We start from the raw sequence: 19,836 nt of genomic DNA, 5'->3' as shown, positions 1-19,836 counted from the left end.
CCCCTTTTTTATTAAAATATTGCTAAAATATTTCCGTACCGGAAACATATTTGCCAGTAACACAGCGGGCGTCAGACAGATAGGTAAGACGTTCCAGACGCTCCCGCACTGTCAGCGGCTGCGGATGCGGGAAATATGTGTCGTCAAGGATAACGGCATCAAATTCATAGCCCTCAAGAAAACTTCCGGTTTTACCGAAAAATTCTCCGCCGCCCATTGTCCCGATATAAAATGCTTCTTCAAAGGTAAGAGGCTTCCTGTTGCTATCTATATACCTCCAGTGAAGTTTTGATACCTGAATGGAGTCAGAAACAGCTCTCAGCATGGAAAGAGAATGACCTCCTGCAATATCGGTACCAAGTCCGGTATGAATGCCCTGTTCAAGATAAAGCTTTACAGGGGCAATGCCTGATGAAAGGTTGGTGTTGGACTGAGGACAGTGGGCAACGTATACTCCCTGTTCTTTCATAAGCTGTATTTCTTCTTCAGGACAATAAACACAGTGGGCCATAATGGTAGGGCAGTCTTTTCCGCCAAAAAGATCAAACTGCCGGTAAGCATCCCCGTAAAAGCTGCTTTCCGGGCAAAGCTCCTGTACCCAGGAAACCTCGCCGGGATTCTCAGACAGATGAGACTGTACAGGGAGTTTATAGTGTTTCTGGATTTCAGCCAGCTTTTTCATCAGCTCATCTGAGCAGGACGGGATAAATCGCGGTGTCAGAATGGGTTTTACATTCTGATATTTTCCTGTGCAGGAATCAAGCCAGCGGATTGTGTCGGCTGCGGAGATTTCAGCGCTTTTTTCCTGCAGTGTGTCCGGGCCGTTGCGGTCCATATTTACCTTTCCTACAAAGGTCTTCAGTCCGGTTTTTTCCAGAAGCTCCATAAGAATATCCGTTGCTTCCACGTGGAGAGTGCCGAAGATACAGGCTCTTGTGGTTTCACTTTTTTTCAGATCCTCAGCAAAAATGGAGTAGGCCTTCCGGGCATATTCCTGATCGGAATATTTGGATTCCTCAGGAAAGGTCACAGAGTTCAGCCAGTCCAGAAGCTCCAGATCCATTCCCATTCCCCGGAAGCTGTACTGGGGAGCATGAAGATGAAGGTCTGCAAATCCCGGGACGATCAGACTGTCTCCTGCATCTCTTACCGGGATTCCCTGGAATTTTTCCGGGAGGGAGGAAAATACTCCGGCACATTTTCCGTTTTCGCAGACAACATAGGCATGTTCTCTGGAGACAAGAGTGTTTTTGTCTGTGCTGAAGCAGACGTTTCCTTTTAGTGCAAAAGAAGAATTCTGTTTCATGTGGTTTACCTTCCTTTCTTCTTTGCAGCCAGGGCGGTTTTGAGCAAAAAAATTCCAACTACCTTTTTTGGATACCCTGAATAAGACTTATAGGCAACTATTACGGTAGTTGGTAGAAACGTCCAACCGATTATGGACTTATATAAGCTGCTGCAAATACCTTTATTTATATGCTTTATATTATATATGGAAAAGAATTTTCTGTCAATTAAAAACAAACAATTTGAACTATCGGAAATGCAGAAAATCACAGTTGAAATTTGTGCAAAATGTTTAAGAAGAAAATTAAAGAATTTCTCTGGCAAGAAAAACATATCCGTGATAGAATGTGTCGTATCGGAAATACCGACAGGTCCGGGAAATGCCCGGACGGGACACATGAGACCAGTCAGAAAAAAGAACCTGGATGGAGGGATATTTTGGAATTTAAAAAAGAAAACATGAAAAACTGTATGTATCTGATTCTTTTTACAGTGCTTTTATACGTGGGTCTGCAGAATCTGGATGTTGTACTTGATTTTCTTATGAGGATCGTCGGCCTGTTCTTTCCGTTTCTTGTAGGCTGTGGAATTGCATTTGTGTTAAATGTTCCCATGCAGTTTATTGAGAGAAACGTATTCGGCAGAGGAAAATGGAAGAATACGAAGCTTGTCCGTAAGATTGCCAGACCGGTAAGTCTTGTGCTTGCCATACTGGTAGCTGCTTTTGTGATCTTTATTGTTGGAAACGTAGTTGTTCCTGAGTTGGGACGGACAGTGATGGGCCTTGGAAGAAACATTGAGCGGGGAATCACAAATATTACGATATGGATTGATGAAAATTTCAAACAGGATTCTGCTATTGCGGAGTGGGCCAATTCTCTTGAGATAGAGCCGCAGAAAATGTTAGACTCTGTTATGACAGGGCTTCAGAGGGGAGTCAACAATATTCTTTCTTCTACTGTGACAGTCACTCTGGGCATTGTAAATACAGCCATGAACTTTGGTATTGGCTTTGTTTTTGCCTGCTATGTACTGCTTCAGAAAGAGAAGCTGATGGTTCAGATAAAAAAAGCCCTTTATGCTCTGTTTCCCAAAAAAGCCGTAAAATATGTGCTTCATGTATGCTCTCTGGCAAATGATATTTTTTCCGGATTTGTTACAGGACAGTGCATTGAGGCTGTGATTCTGGGAACCATGTTCTTTGTGACAATGACCATATTCCGGTTCCCGTATGCAATGCTGGTAGGTGTTCTGATTGCATTTACAGCCTTGATTCCTGTTTTTGGTGCGTTTATCGGATGTGCAGTGAGCTTTATCCTGATTTTTCTGATAAGTCCTGTACAGGCGCTGCTGTTTCTGATTTTGTTCTTTGTGCTTCAGCAGATTGAGGGAAATCTGATCTATCCTCATGTTGTTGGAGGCTCCGTGGGACTTCCTTCTGTGTGGGTGCTGATGGCAGTTACCATAGGCGGAAGTCTTATGGGAGTTGTGGGCATGCTGATATTTATCCCGCTGGTATCAGTACTTTATGCGCTGTTCCGTGAGTGGATGTACAAAAGACTGAAAAGCAGAAATATACAGATAAAAGACTGATTTTCTGAATACAAAAAATAAGGACTGCTGTCAGCAGAAGCCTGTGGATATGTTCCGGGGCTTTGCTGTCAGCAGTCTTTTCGTTTTGATTATTTATTGTTTTTGTTCTGTTCCACTTCCAGAAGCTTCATGGCACGAACTTTCAGCGGAAGTCCAAAGAGAGTGATAAAGCCGTCTGCATCATGGTGATCGTACATATCGCCGGTTGTAAAGGAAGCAAGAGACTCATTGTAGAGGCTGTATGGAGAAGTAGTTCCTGCTTTGATGATATTTCCTTTGTAAAGCTTCAGTTTTACTTCGCCGGTTACATATTTCTGAGTGGATTCTACAAAAGCCTGGATTGCCTCACGAAGAGGTGTGAACCATTTGCCCTCATAAACAACCTGCGCAAACTGGCTGCCCAGTTTCTTTTTTGCTTCCATAGTATCACGGTCAAGAGTCAGTTCCTCAAGCTGGTCGTGAGCTGCCATAAGGATGGTTCCGCCAGGAGTTTCATAAACACCGCGGGATTTCATACCTACCACACGGTTTTCCACAATATCAACGATTCCGATTCCGTTTTCTCCGCCCAGGCGGTTCAGCTCAGTAATGATCTCAGATACTTTCATGGCTTTTCCGTTCAGAGTTTTCGGGATACCTTCTTCAAATGTCATGGTAATCTCTGTTTCTTTGTCCGGAGCCTTCTGAGGAGTTACGCTTAATACAAGCATATCGTCATAGTTTGGAGCCTGGGAAGGATCCTCCAGCTCAAGACCTTCATGGCTGATATGCCATAAGTTACGGTCACGGCTGTAGCTGTGACGGGCATCAAATGGAAGGTTGATTCCATGTGCCTGGCAGTAAGCCAGCTCATCCTCACGGGACTGCATGGTCCATACGTCAGTCATACGCCATGGAGCAATGATCTTGATGTCAGGAGCAAGAGCTTTGATTCCAAGCTCGAAGCGGATCTGGTCATTTCCTTTTCCGGTAGCGCCGTGGCAGATAGCAACAGCATTCTCTTTACGTGCGATCTCAACCAGTTTTTTTGCAATTGCCGGACGTGCCATAGAGGTTCCGAGAAGATACTGGTGCTCATATACAGCGCCTGCCTCTACGCATGGCATAATATATTCATCACAGAATTCATCTACAATATCTTCAATATATAATTTGGAAGCTCCGGAAAGCTTGGCTCTCTCGTCAAGTCCGTCCAGCTCGTTTCCCTGGCCGCAGTTAATGCAGCAGCAGACAACATCGTAATTAAAGGTTTCTTTCAGCCACGGAATCAGCGCTGTGGTATCAAGGCCGCCAGAGTATGCCAAAACAACTTTTTCTTTCATAATAGAGTCCCTCCTGTTTATTTATCATTTAAAATTATTATTCGATAAGTTTTTTGTTTTAGTCCGGAATCTGTATGTTTCCGGGAACAATGGATAATATACAACAAATTTTATAAATATGCAATACCCAAAATGAAAAAACTTTAAAAAGATTTTTTGGAAACTACAGTATATTTATAGGTAATAATCAATTTGTATAAAGGGAGACTGAAAAAATAAAATGTATTGTGAAAAATAATTATTGCATATTATGCATAATGGATGTATAATCTTATCATCCTGACAGAAACGGCATACACATACATAAAAAGAAGATGCCGTATGGACAAAGGAGGAGAATTTATTATGATAAAAGCAGGAATTATCGGAGCCACCGGCTATGCGGGAAACGAGCTGGCAAGACTTTTGCTGGGACATAAAGAAACAGAAGTGGTCTGGTATGGATCCAGAAGCTATATTGATAAGGAATACGCAGGAATCTATCAGAACTTTTTTAAGCTGGTGGATGCAAAATGTATGGATGATAACATGGAAGCTCTGGCAGATGAAGTGGATGTGATTTTTACCGCAACACCTCAGGGGCTTTGCGCTTCTCTTGTAAATGAAGGGATTCTTTCCAGGGCAAAGGTGATCGACCTCAGTGCGGACTTTCGTATTAAAGATGTAAAAAAATATGAAAAGTGGTACGGGATAGAGCATAAGGCACCTCAGTTTATCGAAGAGGCCGTGTACGGACTCTGTGAGATCAACCGGGAAAAGATCAAAGGAGCGCGGCTGATCGCCAATCCGGGATGTTATCCAACCTGCTCCACGCTTTCCATTTATCCCCTTCTTAAAGAGGGAATGATTGATCCGTCTACCATTATAATTGACGCAAAATCCGGAACCTCAGGGGCCGGAAGAGGAGCGAAGGTGGATAATCTTTTCTGTGAAGTAAATGAAAACATCAAGGCATATGGCGTTGCTTCACACAGACATACTCCGGAGATCGAAGATCAGCTTGGCTATGCCTGCGGCGAAGAGGTGGTTTTGAATTTTACCCCTCATCTGATCCCAATGAACAGGGGAATTCTGATCACTGCCTATGCTTCTCTGAAGAAAAAAGTTTCCTATGAGGAAGTAAAGGCAGCCTATGATAAATATTATGAAAAAGAACAGTTTGTCCGTGTCCTTGATAAAGACGTATGCCCTCAGACAAAGTGGGTGGAAGGGAGCAATTTTGTGGATGTAAACTTTAAGATCGATCCCCGCACCGGACGTATTATTATGATGGGAGCAATGGATAATCTTGTAAAAGGCGCAGCAGGTCAGGCGGTTCAGAATATGAACCTGATGTTCGGCTTTGATGAGGCAGAGGGACTTCGCCAGATTCCCATGGTGCCGTAACACAAAATATAACGATGAAGTACTGCAGGTACAGTGTGTGACAGAAAGCGGAGAAACTCTGAAACCGGAAAAACAGAGTGGATTCCGGAGCAGGAAAAAAGGAGGAGAAGATTATTATGAATATCATTACAGGCGGCGTGACAGCGGCAAAGGGATTTCAGGCAGCCTCTACAGCTGCCGGGATCAAATATCAGGGAAGAACGGATATGGCAATGGTATACAGTGAGGTTCCCTGTAAGGCAGCAGGAACCTTTACCACCAATATCGTTAAGGCGGCTCCGGTAAAATGGGACCAGGATATTGTGTACAATCAGCCGGAGGCTCAGGTGATCATCTGCAACAGTGGGATTGCCAATGCATGTACAGGCAAAGAAGGCTTTGAATGCTGCAAAGAGACAGCCCTGGCAGCAGCAAAAACCCTCAAGGTAGACCCGGACAGCGTGCTTGTGGCTTCCACTGGTGTGATCGGAATGCAGCTTCCGGTTCAGAAGCTTGCAGCCGGTGTAGAGGCTATGGCGCCGGAGCTTGACGGAAGCCTGGAAGCAGGAAATCAGGCAGCGAAAGCCATTATGACAACAGATACCGTAGAAAAAGAGGCGGCAGTTCAGTTTGAGATCGGCGGAAAAACAGTGACAGTAGGCGGAATGTGCAAGGGCTCCGGAATGATCCATCCCAATATGTGTACCATGCTTGGATTTGTCACAACAGATGTGAATATTTCCAAGGAGCTTCTGCAGGAGGCTTTAAGCCAGGACGTAAAAGATACCTACAATATGGTTTCTGTAGACGGCGATACTTCAACCAACGACACGGTTCTCCTTCTGGCAAACGGTATGGCAGGGAATCCGGAGATCACAGAAAAAAATGAAGATTATCGGGCTTTCTGCCAAGCACTTAATTATGTAAATACTCAGCTTGCCAAAAAGATCGCAGGAGACGGCGAAGGTGCCACCGCTCTTTTTGAAGTGAAGATCATCGGGGCAGAAAGTAAAGAGCAGGCAGTGACTTTAAGTAAATCAGTGGTGACTTCCTCACTTACAAAGGCGGCGATTTACGGCCATGATGCCAACTGGGGCCGTATCCTCTGCGCTATGGGATATTCCGGCGCCCAGTTTGATCCGGAAAAGGTTGATCTGTATTTTGAGAGCAGAGCCGGAAAGATTAAGATTATTGAGAACGGTGTTTCCACAGGCTACAGTGAGGATGAGGCAACTAAAATTCTTTCTGAGGATGCGGTAACAGCGATTGCAGACATTAAAATGGGAGACTGTACAGCAACCGCCTGGGGCTGTGATCTTACTTATGATTATGTGAAGATCAATGCGGATTACCGTTCCTGATTCGGAAGATAAAAGGTACAACGAATAAAGGCTCTGACGGATATTAAGATCTGTCAGAGCAGTGGCTGGTTATGGTTGGCTGTATCATAGTGGCTGAGAAACGGACTGTAAGGAAGAAGAGAGAAAAAGGAAATCGAGGAGGAAAAAAATGGTAAAACAGAAATATCTGGACAAGGCAGAGGTGCTGATCGAGGCGCTTCCTTATATTCAGAGATTTAACCGGAAAATCGTGGTGATCAAATACGGCGGAAGCGCTATGCTTGATCAGGAGCTGAAAGCAAATGTAATTAAGGATGCAGTTCTTCTGAAGCTGGTAGGCTTTAAACCGATCATTGTTCATGGCGGCGGAAAGGAAATCAGCCGCTGGGTAAATAAAGTGGGAATGGAGCCCAGATTTGTCAACGGCCTTCGTGTCACAGATAAAGACACCATGGAAATTGCAGAAATGGTTCTTGCAAAAGTAAACAAAGAGCTGGTTACGCTTGTAGAATCTCTGGGAGTGGACGCAGTTGGAATCAGCGGCAAGGACGGCGGACTTCTGAAATGCACAAAGAAGCTGTCAAACGGAGAGGACATCGGATATGTAGGAGAGATTCAGGAGGTCAATCCGAGAATCCTTCATGAGCTTCTGGAACAGGATTTTTTGCCCATTATTTTTCCGGTAGGATATGATGAGAATTATGATTCCTATAATATTAATGCAGATGACGCTGCCTGCGCCATTGCCGAGGCTGTCCATGCGGAAAAGCTTGCTTTTCTTTCTGATATTGAAGGAGTTTACAAGGATCAGAATGATCCGGAAAGTCTGATATCCGAGCTACATATTCACGAGGCGGAAAAGCTGATCTCAGACGGCTATGTAGGCGGAGGAATGATCCCCAAGCTGAAAAACTGCATTGACGCCATTGAACACGGAGTAAACCGGGTGCATATTCTGGACGGCAGGATTCCTCACAGCCTTCTTCTGGAGATCTTTACAAATAAAGGAATCGGAACAGCTATTTTAAGAGAGGACGGCGAAAAATATTATGATGAGCATGCATGAACAGATGGAGCAGGCAGAAAAAAGTATTCTTCATACCTATAACCGATTTCCGGTCATGTTTGACCGTGGAGAAGGCTGCCGGCTTTATGATACAGAGGGAAAAGAATATCTTGATTTTGCGGCAGGGATTGCGGTAAATGCTCTGGGATATCATTATCCCGGCTATGACGAGGCGCTGAAAGCGCAGATCGACAAACTGCTTCATATTTCAAACCTTTATTATAATGAGCCTATGAGCGAGGCAGGAGAAAAGCTTGCAAAAGCCAGCGGCATGAGCAGGGCGTTTTTTACAAACAGCGGTACAGAATCCATAGAGGGAGCGCTGAAGGCTGCCCGGAAATACTCCTGCACGAAGTATAACGGGGAGAGATATGAGATCATTGCCATGAACCATTCCTTCCACGGAAGGAGCATGGGAGCTCTTTCTGTTACCGGGACCGCTCATTACCGGGAACCCTTTGAGCCACTGATCGGCGGCGTGAAATTTGCGGATTTTAATGATCTGGAAAGTGTAAAAGTCCAGATCACAGACAAAACCTGCGCCATTCTCACAGAGGTGGTTCAGGGGGAAGGCGGAATTTATCCGGCAGATCCGGGATTTTTGCAGGGGTTGAGAGCTCTTTGCGATGAAAAAGACCTGATTTTGATTTTTGACGAGATACAGTGCGGTATGGGACGTACGGGAACATATTTTGCATGGCAGGATTACGGTGTAAAGCCGGATATTATGACCTGCGCCAAGGCTCTGGGCTGCGGTGTTCCGGTAGGCGCTTTTGTTCTGGGAGAAAAAGCGGCGGCAGCGTCTCTGGAACCTGGAGATCATGGAACCACCTATGGAGGAAATCCCTTTGTGTGCGCAGCAGTGAGCAAGGTGTTTGATATTTTTGAGAAAGATCATATTCTGGAGCATGTCCGTGAGCTGACTCCGTATCTGGAGGAAAAACTGGACGCTCTTGTGGATAAATATGAAATTATCTCCCGGAGACGTGGAAAAGGATTTATGCAGGGACTTGTGATACAGGGTATTTCCGTGGGGACGATTGTAAGTAAGGCTCTGGAAAACGGACTTTTGGTGATTTCAGCAGGAAGCGATGTACTGAGACTGGTTCCGCCTCTTGTGATCACAAAAGAAGATATTGATGAAATGATTGAAAAACTGGAAAAAAGCCTGGCGTAATGCCGGGCTTTTTTCAAATGCAGTTTTAAATGCGGATGAAATATTTTTATTCATAAAGGCGCAGATCTATGATACAATGAAGGGCATGATACAGGAAATCAGAGTGTATGCAGGAATGCGCTGGAAGTAAAAGCTACTGATTACAGGTCACTATCCTGCAGGGGTCTTGGCATGTATATGCCGAAATCCCGAGACATGCAGGGAAAAAATGATGAACTGACAGAATATAGGAGAAAATATGAGTATATATGAATCATTAAACAATATGCAGCAGGAGGCTGTTTACCATACCGAAGGTCCTCTTCTGATCCTGGCAGGAGCAGGTTCAGGCAAAACGAGAGTACTGACTCACAGAATCGCCTATCTGATCGCAGAAAAGGGAGTAAACCCCTGGAATATTCTTGCTATTACCTTTACAAATAAGGCTGCTCAGGAAATGAGAGAGCGTGTGGATAAGATCGTAGGTCTGGACGGGGGAAGTGTCTGGGTGTCTACCTTCCATTCTACTTGTGTGAGAATTCTTCGCAGACATGCAGACCGCATCGGATATGATAATAATTTTACCATTTATGATACAGACGATCAGAAAACTCTCATAAAAGATGTGTGCAGAAGGCTGAACGTGGATACCAAGAAATATAAAGAACGCTCTCTTCTTGCTCAGATCTCTCATGCAAAAGACGAGCTTGTTACACCGGATGAAATGCTGATGAACGCAGCTGATTTTAATGAAAAAAAGGTTGCTGAGATCTATCGGGAATACCAGATTTCATTAAGAAGAAACAATGCCTTTGATTTTGACGATCTGATCGTAAAAACAGTAGAACTGTTTCAGAACTGCGGAGAGGTTCTGGAGTCTTATCAGGAACGGTTCCGTTACATTATGGTGGATGAGTATCAGGATACCAATACGGCCCAGTTTAAATTTGTAAGTATTCTTGCATCCAGATATGAAAATCTCTGTGTGGTAGGTGACGACGATCAGTCTATTTACAAATTCCGCGGAGCAAATATCGGAAACATTCTTGGATTTGAACAGGTTTTTCCGGAGGCAAAAGTCATTCGCCTGGAACAAAATTACCGTTCAACCCAGAACATCCTGAATGCGGCAAATGAAGTGATCGCAAATAATACGGAGCGAAAGCCCAAAACTCTGTGGACAGAGAATCCCGAGGGAGAAAAAATCCATTTTCGCCAGTTTATGAACGGCTTTGAAGAAGCTGAGTATGTGGTGGGAGATATTGCCTCCAGGCGGAGAGAGGGCAAATGCAGCTACCGTGACTGTGCGATCCTTTACCGGACAAACGCCCAGTCCAGACTTTTTGAGGAAAAGTGTCTTCTTGCAAACATTCCGTATAAGATCGTAGGCGGGGTGAACTTTTATGCCCGAAAGGAGATTAAAGATCTTCTTTCTTACATGAAAACAATTGACAATGCTTCCGATGATCTGGCTGTGCGAAGGATTCTTAACGTGCCGAAACGGGGAATCGGAGCAACCACTGTGGGACGGGTTCAGCAGTATGCAGACCATATGCAGATCAGCTTTTATGATGCCCTGCGGGTATCTGAGGAAATTCCGTCTCTTGGAAGAGCCCAGTCAAAAATTGACGGTTTTGTGACTTTTATTCAGTCATTGAAAAGCAAGGCGGCTGCATATACAGTGGAAGAACTTCTGGAGGAGATTATTGATCTTACCGGATATGTGGATGAGTTAAAGGAAGAGGATACAGAAGAGTCCAGAGCAAGGATTGAAAATATTGACGAACTGATCTCAAAAACAGTCTCCTATCAGGAAGCCATGGCGGCAGAAGGACGAGAGGCAACCCTTTCCGGTTTTCTGGAGGAAATTGCCCTGGTTGCTGACATTGACTCTGTGGATCCTGATCAGGATTATGTTCTTCTTATGACTCTGCACAGCGCCAAGGGCCTTGAATTTCCTTACGTATATCTGGCAGGGATGGAAGACGGAATGTTCCCAAGCAGTATGTGTATTTTTTCTGCAGATCTGTCGGATATGGAGGAGGAAAGAAGGCTTTGCTATGTGGGGATCACAAGAGCAATGAAGGAGCTGACCCTTACAAGCGCCCAGCAGCGAATGGTACGCGGTGAAACCCAGTACAATCGTGTTTCCAGATTTGTAAGAGAGATTCCCCGGGAGCTGGTGGAACTGGGACATACCATTCAGGAGCACAAGCCAAAGATGCCGGAAACTACTTCTGCAAAAAGCAGCTATATGCAGATGAAAATGGCTTTTCAGGCAAAGGCCTTCCAGCCCAAAAGCTTTCAGGTAAAAAAAGCAGAGAGTCTTGACTACGGAGTGGGCGATACGGTTCGCCATGTAAAATTCGGTGTGGGAATCGTAAAGGACATCGTAGAGGGTGGAAGAGATTACGAGGTTACAGTAGACTTTGACAGAGCAGGAACAAAAAAGATGTTTGCAGGTTTTGCCAAGCTGAAAAAAATCTGAGACAGGGAAAATACATTGCTTTTTATAAGCGGCAGGTATATAATAGGATTCGTTACAGAAGCCTGACCGGATGTTAAAGGACAATGGCGGTTTCTGAAATTATTACATATGGATTGTCGACAGGGGAGCTTGTGTCACAGGCTGAGAGGAAGTTGTAAACTTCGACCCGTAACCTGATTTGGGTAATGCCAACGTAGGTATGCGCTGAATGCGAGATGTAAATCTCCTTTGTCTTCAATCGAAGATGAAGGAGGTTTTTTTATGTTTCAATTTATGGTAAATGCAGACGGTGGGCTTACAACAGCCGGGTATGCTGTGTGCATTGCAGTGGGAGTGGCGCTGTTCGGTCTTGCGATCTTTTTTGCAGGAAAAAGCTCTGAAAAGAAGAAAATGTCTGCTAAACAGCTTGTATTCTGCGCCATGGCGGTGGCGCTTGCCTTTATTACGTCTTACCTGAAAATTTTTCACCTGCCCTGGGGAGGAAGTGTCACACTGTGCAGTATGCTCTTTATTGTGCTTACTGCCAACTGGTACGGCCCCAAAACCGGTGTAATGGTAGGTCTGGCTTACGGAATCCTGCAGTTTATCCAGGAACCCTATGTGCTGTCCTTTTTCCAGGTGTGCTGCGACTATGTTCTTGCTTTTGCGGCGCTGGGAGTGGCAGGCTTTTTTGCAAAAAGCAGCCATGGACTTGTGAAAGGCTATATTGCAGCAGTGATAGCGCGAGGAGCCTTTCACGCACTGGGCGGATATCTTTACTGGATGAGCTACATGCCGGAAAATTTCCCCCAGTCTCTGAAAGCAGTGTATCCGATTGTTTATAACTACAGCTTTCTGCTGGCAGAGGGAGTGATCACGGTGATCATTATTTCCATTCCTGCAGTTGCCAGAGCGCTTGCACAGGTGAAAAAAGCAGCAGTGGAGTAAAAGTATATACTTTTAAGGATGACAGACAGGTTTTTTCTCAGTGTACATTAATATTGAGAAAAGACCTGTCTTTAACAGGAGCATATACAAAGGAGAAACTGCAGAGCCAGGAAAATACAGACGAAGGCATTTTCTGGGTACATAAGACAGCAATACGAAAAGTAGAAAGAAGAATCTTATGGACAGTATAAAACAACTGATAAGGGGGAACCGGGAATACCATCGGAGGATATTCCCGGTTCCTTTTCTGCAGTATTTAAGAAGTGTATATTCTGGAGAGATTATGACAATCTGTATAGGTTTTATTTTGGGTTGTAAAAGGAGCGAGCCTCTTTATTCAGCGGCGTATGAAGTTGAACCATGCGTACTCCAAAAGCGCTTGTTCTCTGGCAGAGAGAAATTGGCTGTCCTGTCTGATACATCATATAAAGATCTTCTGTTACGCAAATCTCTGCTTCTGTAGAATCATACAGTTTGACAGTCAGATAATAGTCAGGATCGTCTTTGTCGCGGTTTTCTACAGAACTGTCAGTGATTACAGCAGTGGTATGCACGGCCTCTGAGCAGGTGGCGGCATTCAGGCTGTAAGAAAGTGAATAGGACAGAAGACACAGAAAAAGTCCCCATATAAACAGACCCTCTCCACGCAGGTGCTTTGGTGTCCGTATTACGGTAATGACGATAAGTATGGCTGCAATGACAATCCAACAGATAAGGGAACGGTCGGAATCGGCAACAGTCAGCCTTACTTTATCAAAAACGCGGATAACCTGAACCACAAAAAGGAACAGAATTCCCAGAGGAAAAACCGGCATGGTGATGTACATGGATTTCCATTCTTCAGTGGCATGACGGGGCTTACCGTCCAGAGACAGAACACTGGAAAAAATCAGGTAGTAGATCACTGGAAGGAACAAAGACAGAGTCATAGTTATTGCAGCGCAGGTTAAACTGAATTCTGTCATAAAAAGAAACGGAAGTATGGTTCCTGCAAGCGCAAGAAGAGAAACGATGATCAGCCCCGCTTTTATTGCTTTCAGGTGATCATGCATAGGCGTATGGTATTCTTCTTTCCATTCCAGAGGCTCTCTGGAAGCTCTGACTGTCCGGGACTGTTTTGTATTTTGGTCCGGTCCGGCAGCAGAAGCTGTTTCACAGTGTTCTGACAGCCAGCCTGTAAGCTGTGCTCCGCCGGGCAGAGAGGCACGGAAAGAAAAAAGAAGGTTTCCGGCTGAATCATGAATCCGGACAGAACCCATGGCACCATACTTCATTGAGGCAAATGTTTTTGTATGAAATTCTTTGTATCTTCCGTATGGTGCGGAGTATATCAGTTTACCGCTGCGGAAAAGCAGGATCTTTTTGTTCTGGTAAGCCAGAAGACACCATATTCCCCATAGAAACAATATAAATCCTGTTATGAACATAAAAAAGATGGATATATTAACAGGCTCCGCGGCGACAGTCGCTGTGGCAACAAAAAGAATCAGCCATCCCAGGGGTAACAGGAAACTGCCTGCAACCAGTCTTAGTACAGAGGTTCGTACATATAAGAAGGGTTCTTCTTCCGTGTGCCTCTCCGGAGTATGAGGCATGAAAAGAAAAATTCCGGAAGCCAGAGTAAAGGCAGTAATGAAAAAAGCGACTGCAATTGCATATCTGGGATCTTTTCCGATAGAAATAAAGCATGTGATCAGCATAAATGCAGCGCACATAAGCAGAAGAACACCGAAAACTATGGCCGGAAGCTTCCTTTTTTTATCAATCCTGCGATTTTGCTCACAGGAAGTCTGTGTAAATGACGCACTGGAGGGGATTGTTTCTTCCAGAGAATATCCGCAGCCGGGACACTGAGCGGTGTACACAGGAAGAGAAACATACTGAATATGCTGCACAGGAAGTTCCTTTCCACAGTGGGGACAGACCCACAGGCGAAGGCTGAGGTTACAGGCGATCCCAAGGCCCATAATGGGAGAAGCCGCAAGAAAAAGGCCGACAATACCTGCCAGAATGCGGTTTTCTATATTTGTGATCACAGAAACAAATATAATCAGAAGGATAATCCACACAGGAAAGAAAAAAAGCAGGTTTTTTGTATATGCTTTACGGGCATTCCGGTAAGTGGGATTGCGCCTTCTTTTTTCTGCCTCAGAAATCCGGGGCAGAAACCGGAGATTGTTAATTTTTTTCACACGGCTCTCCTTTTATCAGAATACATATCTGTCCAGACGTTCAAATGCTTCCTGCACCCGGGAAAGAGGCAGGGCAAGGTTCATACGGATATGGCAGGGGCCATGGAAGGGACGGCCATCCTGCCAGGCAACACCTACATCCCATCCGGCTTTCAGAAGCTGGTCAAGAGTTTTCTCATGGGAATGGCACCACTGGCTGCAGTCCAGAAACAGCATATAGGTTCCCTCCGGCTTTACAACTTTTATTTCCGGAAAATGTTCCCGGATAAAATCGCAGGCAAAGCTGACATTTCCTGAGAGAACCTGGCAAAGCTCGTCTACCCATTCATAGCCTTCCGGCTGGTAGGCGCCCAGGAGAGCATGCATGGAAAGAAGGTTCATTTCATTATAATGGGATTTGCTGCCTTTTGCCTGAACCCTGTCCCGGAGATATTTATTGTAGATGATATGATAGCTTCCCACCAGACCTGCCAGATTAAAGGTCTTGCTGGGAGCATACAGGGCAACAGTGCGGTTTCTGGCATCCTCATTCACAGACTGGGTGGGGATATGCTTATGACCATCCAGAAGGATATCCGACCAGATTTCATCAGAGATTACAATGCAGTCATTTGCCCGGTAAATTTCCATGGCTTTTTCCAGCTCCTGCCGTTCCCACACACGGCCGCAGGGATTGTGGGGGCTGCATAAGATTACTGCGTGTATATTGTTTTCGCGGAGTTTTTTATCCATATCTTCATAGTCCATGCGCCAGACACCATTTTCATCCTGGATCAAAGGACTGAGAACTATGTCAAAGCCATTGTTTCTGAGGCTGTTGGTAAAGCCGATATAAGTGGGGCTGTGGAGAAGGACTTTATCTCCTGGCGACGCAAAAGAGGTAAGGGCGGAGATCACACCGCCGAGAACACTGTTTTCGTAGCCGATACATTCTTTTGTAAGACCTGTAACATGGTTGCGTGTTTCGTGCCAGCGGATGATTTTGTCAAAATATTCCTCTGAGGGTGAGAAATATCCGTAAAAAGGATGCTGTGTCCGCTTTATGATAGCTTCCGGCACAGTGGGTACAGTGGGAAAATTCATGTCCGCAACCCACATGGGAATGATGTCAAAGCCGTCCTTGGGAGGAGCAGGAGCAAAGCCTGAGCCTGTAAGTGCATCTACTGCAATGGAATCTTTTCCGTGTCTGTCTGTAATGGAAGTGAAGTCGTATTTCATGGTAAAAAACCTCCTGTTTTCAGTATAAAAAAAGTATACGGAGGTACTGGGTAAAAGTCAATGCCGGAAGAAAAACAGAGATTGTTAAAAATGAACAAAAAATAATGATAAAATGAAATTAAAGTAAAGAAATTATAAAAAGAACACCGAAAATTAGAAATACATGCCGTGGTTTTTTGTGTATAATACACATATCATATGAGAACGGATAAGGAGGAGCTATGGAAAAGAAATTACTTGATATGAAAAATATTAGTAAAACCTTTGGAAACGTTCAGGCTCTGAAGGGTGTTTCCCTGGACCTCTATGCAGGCGAGGTTCTGGCTCTGATGGGCGAGAACGGTGCAGGAAAATCTACGCTTATGAATATTTTAAGCGGTTCCCTGCAGCCAACAGAAGGAGAGATTTACTTAAATGGTGAGAAAGTCGTCGTACCTGATCCGATCGCAGCGAAGAAACTGGGAATTGCCAAAATTCATCAGGAGCTTCAGATTGTGCCGGAGCTCAGTGTGGCAGAAAATATTTTTCTGGGACGATGGAAAACCTCCGCCGGACCTGCAGTAGACTTCAAGGCAATGAAGGATGAGGCTAAAGTATATCTGGACATGCTGGATGTGCATGTGGATCCTTCAAAAAAGCTGAAAGATCTCCGTATCGGAGAGCAGCAGCTTGTGGAGATCGCAAAGGCAATTTCTCTTAATTCCAAGATTATTGTCATGGATGAGCCTACATCCGCCATCAGTGAAAAAGAAGCGGAAAAGCTGTTTACCATTATCCGCAGGCTTCGCGGTGAAGGCAAAGGAATTATTTATATTACACATCGAATGGAAGAGATATTTAAGATTGCGGACAGGCTTACGGTTATGCGAGATGGCCAGTATATCGGCACAGTCAAGGCAGCGGAAACATCCAAGGATGAGATTATCAGAATGATGGTAGGCCGTGATATGAGTGAGCAGTACCCAAAAGATCCTACGGAAAAAGGTGAAGTTGCTCTGGAGGTAAAAAATCTTACATACACGCCGCCAATGGGAAGCTTCCGGCGTTCTTTAAAGAATATTTCTCTTAAGGTGCGCCACGGTGAAGTTCTGGGAATTGCAGGACTTGCAGGCGCAGGACGTTCGGAGTTTTTTGAATGTCTGGCAGGTGTGCACCATGGAGATACCAGAGGAGAAATCATCATTGAGGGACGGCCGGTGACTATTAAAACTCCCGCAGATGCCATCCGTGCAGGTATTTCTTTTGCAACAGAAGACAGAAAGGGCTCCGGACTGGTGCTTCAGAGATCCATTGGGGAGAATATGTCCCTTCCATTATTAAAAAAATTCAGCTCCATGTTTTTTATGAAGCATCAGGAAGAAAAAAAGGTCTGGCAGGAACAGATGGAGGCTTTGAGAGTAAAAGCTCCCGGTTATAAAACACTGGCAAGTTCTCTTTCAGGAGGCAATCAGCAAAAAGTGGTTCTGGCACGATGGTTGATGACACATCCCAAAATCCTTCTTCTGGATGAGCCGACCAGAGGTATTGATGTAGGTGCAAAAGCCGAGATATACCAACTGATCAACAACCTGGCAAAACAGGGTATGGCGATTATTGTAGTGTCTTCAGAGCTGCCGGAGGTTATTGGCATTTCTGACAGGATCGTTACTTTCTGTGAGGGCGAGCTGACCGGCGAATTTATGCAGGAAGATGCAACTCAGGAAAAACTTCTTCAGAGTGCTACAAGATAGGGAGGGTGAACAATGGAAAACAAAGTAAAAATGAAAGCGATGCTCAAACAGATGCAAAGTGTCATCGCTCTGGTAATTATATTTGTAGTAGCGTCGGTTGTCTGTGTGAAAGACGGTAAAAACAATTTTTTAGATCTGCGCAATCTGATGAATGTTCTGAGAGCAGTATCTGAGAATGGTATTATTGCAATCGGTATGACCATGATTCTGATTCTGGGAGATATTGACCTTTCGGTTGGCTCTGTAGTGGGATTGATCTCCACTGGCTGTGCGTATCTGATGGTAAAGAGCGGACTTGGATTCGTACCGGCAGTTCTTTTGAGTCTTGTAATCGGCGGTCTGTTCGGACTTTTCAACGGTCTCTGTATTACCAAACTGAAACTGCAGGCATTTATCGTAACACTTGCTTCCATGAACATTGCCCGCGGTCTTGCAAGATTCTGGGCAAATGGAATCGGTATCCCACTGGCATACGGAGAAGGCGAGGGAATGGCTCCGCCGGCATTTGAGGTTCTACAGATGAGAATCGGAGGTGTGGTTCCAGTACCTGCCATTATTTTTCTCATATTGTTGATCATTTTTCACATTGTTCTTACAAAAACAACCTTTGGCCGTCAGATTTATGCTATTGGAGGAAACCGTCAGGCGGCATATCTTTCCGGTATTAAAGTAGACAGAATCAAAACATACGCATTTATGCTCTGTGCAATGCTTGCATCTGTAGCAGCTATGATCCATGCGGCACAGATCAGCCAGGGCGGACCAAACGAAGGTCAGGGATATGAGCTGAATGCAGTTGCAGCCTGTGCCATTGGCGGAACCAGTCTTGCAGGCGGAAAGGGGACACTGGTCGGAACACTGGTAGGTGCGCTGATCCTCGGTATGCTTGACAACGTACTTGGTCTGAAAGGTGTAAATTCCAATCTCCAGCTGGTAGTAAAAGGTTTCCTTATTATCATTGCCGTATTTATGCAGGCAGATAAGGTAAAAGACTGACAGACAATTACATATGTGAAACAAATTCTTCTCTTCCGGTCGGCAGCGGAAGGCAGGAATGAACAATAAAAATAAATACACTGTCGGAGAAAGTAGGGTTATATGAAAAAGAGAACCATTAGTGTGTTACTGGCAGCAGCAATGATCGCATCCAGTCTTGCAGCAGGGGCAGTTACTGTTCATGCAGAAGAAGAGAAAAAAGACAAATATGTGATCGGTATGTCTCAATGTAACCTTGGCGAGCCATGGCGTGTTGCAATGAACGATCAGATCGCAATGGCAGCGGAAAAATATCCGGAGTTTGAAGTGGTTTTTGCGGACGCTGCACAGGATAACTCCAAGCAGATTGCTGACATTGAAAACTTTGTACAGATGGGTGTTGATCTGATCATTGCCTCTCCAAATGAGGCTACTCCTCTTACAAATGCGGTAAGTTCTGCTTATGATGCAGGGATTCCGGTCATCCTTCTTGACAGAAAGATTGACGGAGACAAATATACACAGTTTATCGGCGCTGATAACGTAGATATGGGACGTGTAGCAGGAGAGTATGTTGCAGATGTTCTTCTTCCGGACGGCGGAAAAGTTTGTGAGATCAAAGGCCTTGAGGGAACCTCCGGCGGTATTGACAGAGACAATGGTTTCCGTGAGGGGATCAAAAAGAACGAAAATATTGAAATTGTTGCAGCAAACAATGCAGACTGGCTTCGTGAAAAAGCAATCACCGTAGCAGAAGAAATGCTCCAGACAAACGATGAGATTGATCTTTTCCTGGCTCTGAATGACCCGATGGCAGAAGGCGCTTACATTGCAGCAAAGAATGCAGGCAGAGAAGGAGATATCCTCTTTGTTGGTTTTGACGGACTTCCCACACCTGACGGCGGTATCAGAAGTGTTATGGACGGCAGATTAAGCATGACTCAGGTTTATCCCACCGGCGGTGCTGAGGCGATTGAGAGCGCATATCAGCTTCTGGTAGAAGGTAAAGAACTGGAAAAAGAACTGACTCTGCAATCTGAAATCGTTACGCCTGACAATGCTGAAGAGCTTCTTGCAAAATACAGCGGATCCGATGACGGTGCGGCAGAAGAAACAGAAGAAGCAGAAGAGAAGACAGAAGAATAATACGATAATAATAAGCTTTTACAGGAAAGGG

General features: G+C 44.9%; 14 protein-coding genes and 2 riboswitches. Of the genes, 10 read left to right on the top strand and 4 right to left on the bottom strand.

Annotated features, from left to right (window positions below; genetic code table 11):
- Window positions 1-22 precede the first annotated feature (22 nt).
- Window positions 23-1,306 carry an amidohydrolase family protein gene (locus NSA57_RS06650; protein ID WP_257464375.1) on the bottom strand — a complete coding sequence of 428 codons (1,284 nt, stop codon included), beginning with the start codon at window positions 1,304-1,306 and terminating at the stop codon, window positions 23-25.
- A 70-nt stretch (window positions 1,307-1,376) separates the two neighbouring features.
- A riboswitch (purine riboswitch) is annotated at window positions 1,377-1,472 on the bottom strand.
- A gap of 253 nt (window positions 1,473-1,725) precedes the next feature.
- Between NSA57_RS06650 and NSA57_RS06645 the strand changes: the two genes are divergently transcribed.
- Entirely contained in the window at window positions 1,726-2,880 is a 1,155-nt protein-coding gene (locus NSA57_RS06645) for an AI-2E family transporter (RefSeq protein ID WP_257464374.1), read from the top strand.
- Window positions 2,881-2,969: 89 nt separating this feature from the next.
- On the opposite strand, the gene NSA57_RS06640 is transcribed toward NSA57_RS06645, so the two are convergent.
- Window positions 2,970-4,202 (bottom strand): argininosuccinate synthase, encoded by a 1,233-nt coding sequence (locus NSA57_RS06640; RefSeq protein WP_147598772.1) that lies wholly within the window; start codon window positions 4,200-4,202, stop codon window positions 2,970-2,972.
- A 345-nt stretch (window positions 4,203-4,547) separates the two neighbouring features.
- Here NSA57_RS06640 and argC point away from each other — a divergent pair, with 345 nt between their 5' ends.
- The 6 genes from argC to NSA57_RS06610 all read left to right on the top strand — a co-directional run bounded on the left by argC (window position 4,548) and on the right by NSA57_RS06610 (window position 12,544).
- Window positions 4,548-5,588: an N-acetyl-gamma-glutamyl-phosphate reductase gene (gene argC, locus NSA57_RS06635; protein WP_257464373.1), complete on the top strand. Its 1,041-nt coding sequence runs from the start codon at window positions 4,548-4,550 to the stop codon at window positions 5,586-5,588.
- A gap of 116 nt (window positions 5,589-5,704) precedes the next feature.
- Window positions 5,705-6,928 (top strand): bifunctional glutamate N-acetyltransferase/amino-acid acetyltransferase ArgJ, encoded by a 1,224-nt coding sequence (argJ, locus tag NSA57_RS06630; protein WP_257464372.1) that lies wholly within the window; start codon window positions 5,705-5,707, stop codon window positions 6,926-6,928.
- A gap of 148 nt (window positions 6,929-7,076) precedes the next feature.
- Window positions 7,077-7,973, top strand: coding sequence for an acetylglutamate kinase (argB, locus tag NSA57_RS06625; RefSeq protein ID WP_257464371.1), 897 nt, complete (start codon window positions 7,077-7,079; stop codon window positions 7,971-7,973).
- Complete coding sequence (locus tag NSA57_RS06620; RefSeq protein WP_257464389.1) at window positions 7,960-9,150, top strand: aspartate aminotransferase family protein; 1,191 nt, start codon at window positions 7,960-7,962, stop codon at window positions 9,148-9,150. The genes argB and NSA57_RS06620 overlap by 14 nt, the downstream gene beginning before the upstream one ends.
- A gap of 238 nt (window positions 9,151-9,388) precedes the next feature.
- Window positions 9,389-11,617 (top strand): DNA helicase PcrA, encoded by a 2,229-nt coding sequence (gene pcrA, locus NSA57_RS06615; protein WP_257464370.1) that lies wholly within the window; start codon window positions 9,389-9,391, stop codon window positions 11,615-11,617.
- 111 nt (window positions 11,618-11,728) lie between these two features.
- Window positions 11,729-11,834, top strand: a riboswitch (TPP riboswitch).
- A 44-nt stretch (window positions 11,835-11,878) separates the two neighbouring features.
- Window positions 11,879-12,544 (top strand): energy-coupled thiamine transporter ThiT, encoded by a 666-nt coding sequence (locus NSA57_RS06610; RefSeq protein WP_022068239.1) that lies wholly within the window; start codon window positions 11,879-11,881, stop codon window positions 12,542-12,544.
- 302 nt (window positions 12,545-12,846) lie between these two features.
- On the opposite strand, the gene NSA57_RS06605 is transcribed toward NSA57_RS06610, so the two are convergent.
- Together NSA57_RS06605 and NSA57_RS06600 are read right to left on the bottom strand one after the other, a co-directional pair.
- Window positions 12,847-14,736 (bottom strand): hypothetical protein, encoded by a 1,890-nt coding sequence (locus NSA57_RS06605; RefSeq protein WP_257464369.1) that lies wholly within the window; start codon window positions 14,734-14,736, stop codon window positions 12,847-12,849.
- 15 nt (window positions 14,737-14,751) lie between these two features.
- On the bottom strand, window positions 14,752-15,954 hold the full coding sequence (locus NSA57_RS06600; protein ID WP_257464368.1) for a MalY/PatB family protein: 1,203 nt from the start codon (window positions 15,952-15,954) through the stop codon (window positions 14,752-14,754).
- Between the two features lie 221 nt (window positions 15,955-16,175).
- Here NSA57_RS06600 and NSA57_RS06595 point away from each other — a divergent pair, with 221 nt between their 5' ends.
- From NSA57_RS06595 to NSA57_RS06585, 3 genes are all read left to right on the top strand, one after another.
- Window positions 16,176-17,684 carry a sugar ABC transporter ATP-binding protein gene (locus NSA57_RS06595; RefSeq protein WP_257464367.1) on the top strand — a complete coding sequence of 503 codons (1,509 nt, stop codon included), beginning with the start codon at window positions 16,176-16,178 and terminating at the stop codon, window positions 17,682-17,684.
- A 12-nt stretch (window positions 17,685-17,696) separates the two neighbouring features.
- On the top strand, window positions 17,697-18,680 hold the full coding sequence (locus tag NSA57_RS06590; protein ID WP_257464366.1) for an ABC transporter permease: 984 nt from the start codon (window positions 17,697-17,699) through the stop codon (window positions 18,678-18,680).
- Window positions 18,681-18,782: 102 nt separating this feature from the next.
- On the top strand, window positions 18,783-19,805 hold the full coding sequence (locus NSA57_RS06585; RefSeq protein ID WP_257464365.1) for a substrate-binding domain-containing protein: 1,023 nt from the start codon (window positions 18,783-18,785) through the stop codon (window positions 19,803-19,805).
- Window positions 19,806-19,836: the final 31 nt, after the last annotated feature.

It is taken from the genome of Blautia caecimuris, from assembly GCF_024622975.1.
Taxonomy (GTDB): Bacteria; Bacillota; Clostridia; order Lachnospirales; family Lachnospiraceae; genus Blautia_A; species Blautia_A caecimuris.
Note: the sequence above shows the minus strand (reverse complement) of the source record. Positions and strands in the feature narration are given on the sequence as shown.

Coding starts and splice junctions, on each gene's coding strand:
- NSA57_RS06640 (WP_147598772.1), bottom strand. CDS start 4,202: ATGAAAGAAAAAGTTGTTTTGGCATACTCTGGCGGCCTTGATACCACA.
- NSA57_RS06590 (WP_257464366.1), top strand. CDS start 17,697: ATGGAAAACAAAGTAAAAATGAAAGCGATGCTCAAACAGATGCAAAGT.
- argJ (WP_257464372.1), top strand. CDS start 5,705: ATGAATATCATTACAGGCGGCGTGACAGCGGCAAAGGGATTTCAGGCA.
- pcrA (WP_257464370.1), top strand. CDS start 9,389: ATGAGTATATATGAATCATTAAACAATATGCAGCAGGAGGCTGTTTAC.
- argC (WP_257464373.1), top strand. CDS start 4,548: ATGATAAAAGCAGGAATTATCGGAGCCACCGGCTATGCGGGAAACGAG.
- NSA57_RS06595 (WP_257464367.1), top strand. CDS start 16,176: ATGGAAAAGAAATTACTTGATATGAAAAATATTAGTAAAACCTTTGGA.
- argB (WP_257464371.1), top strand. CDS start 7,077: ATGGTAAAACAGAAATATCTGGACAAGGCAGAGGTGCTGATCGAGGCG.
- NSA57_RS06650 (WP_257464375.1), bottom strand. CDS start 1,306: ATGAAACAGAATTCTTCTTTTGCACTAAAAGGAAACGTCTGCTTCAGC.
- NSA57_RS06585 (WP_257464365.1), top strand. CDS start 18,783: ATGAAAAAGAGAACCATTAGTGTGTTACTGGCAGCAGCAATGATCGCA.
- NSA57_RS06600 (WP_257464368.1), bottom strand. CDS start 15,954: ATGAAATACGACTTCACTTCCATTACAGACAGACACGGAAAAGATTCC.
- NSA57_RS06610 (WP_022068239.1), top strand. CDS start 11,879: ATGTTTCAATTTATGGTAAATGCAGACGGTGGGCTTACAACAGCCGGG.
- NSA57_RS06620 (WP_257464389.1), top strand. CDS start 7,960: ATGAGCATGCATGAACAGATGGAGCAGGCAGAAAAAAGTATTCTTCAT.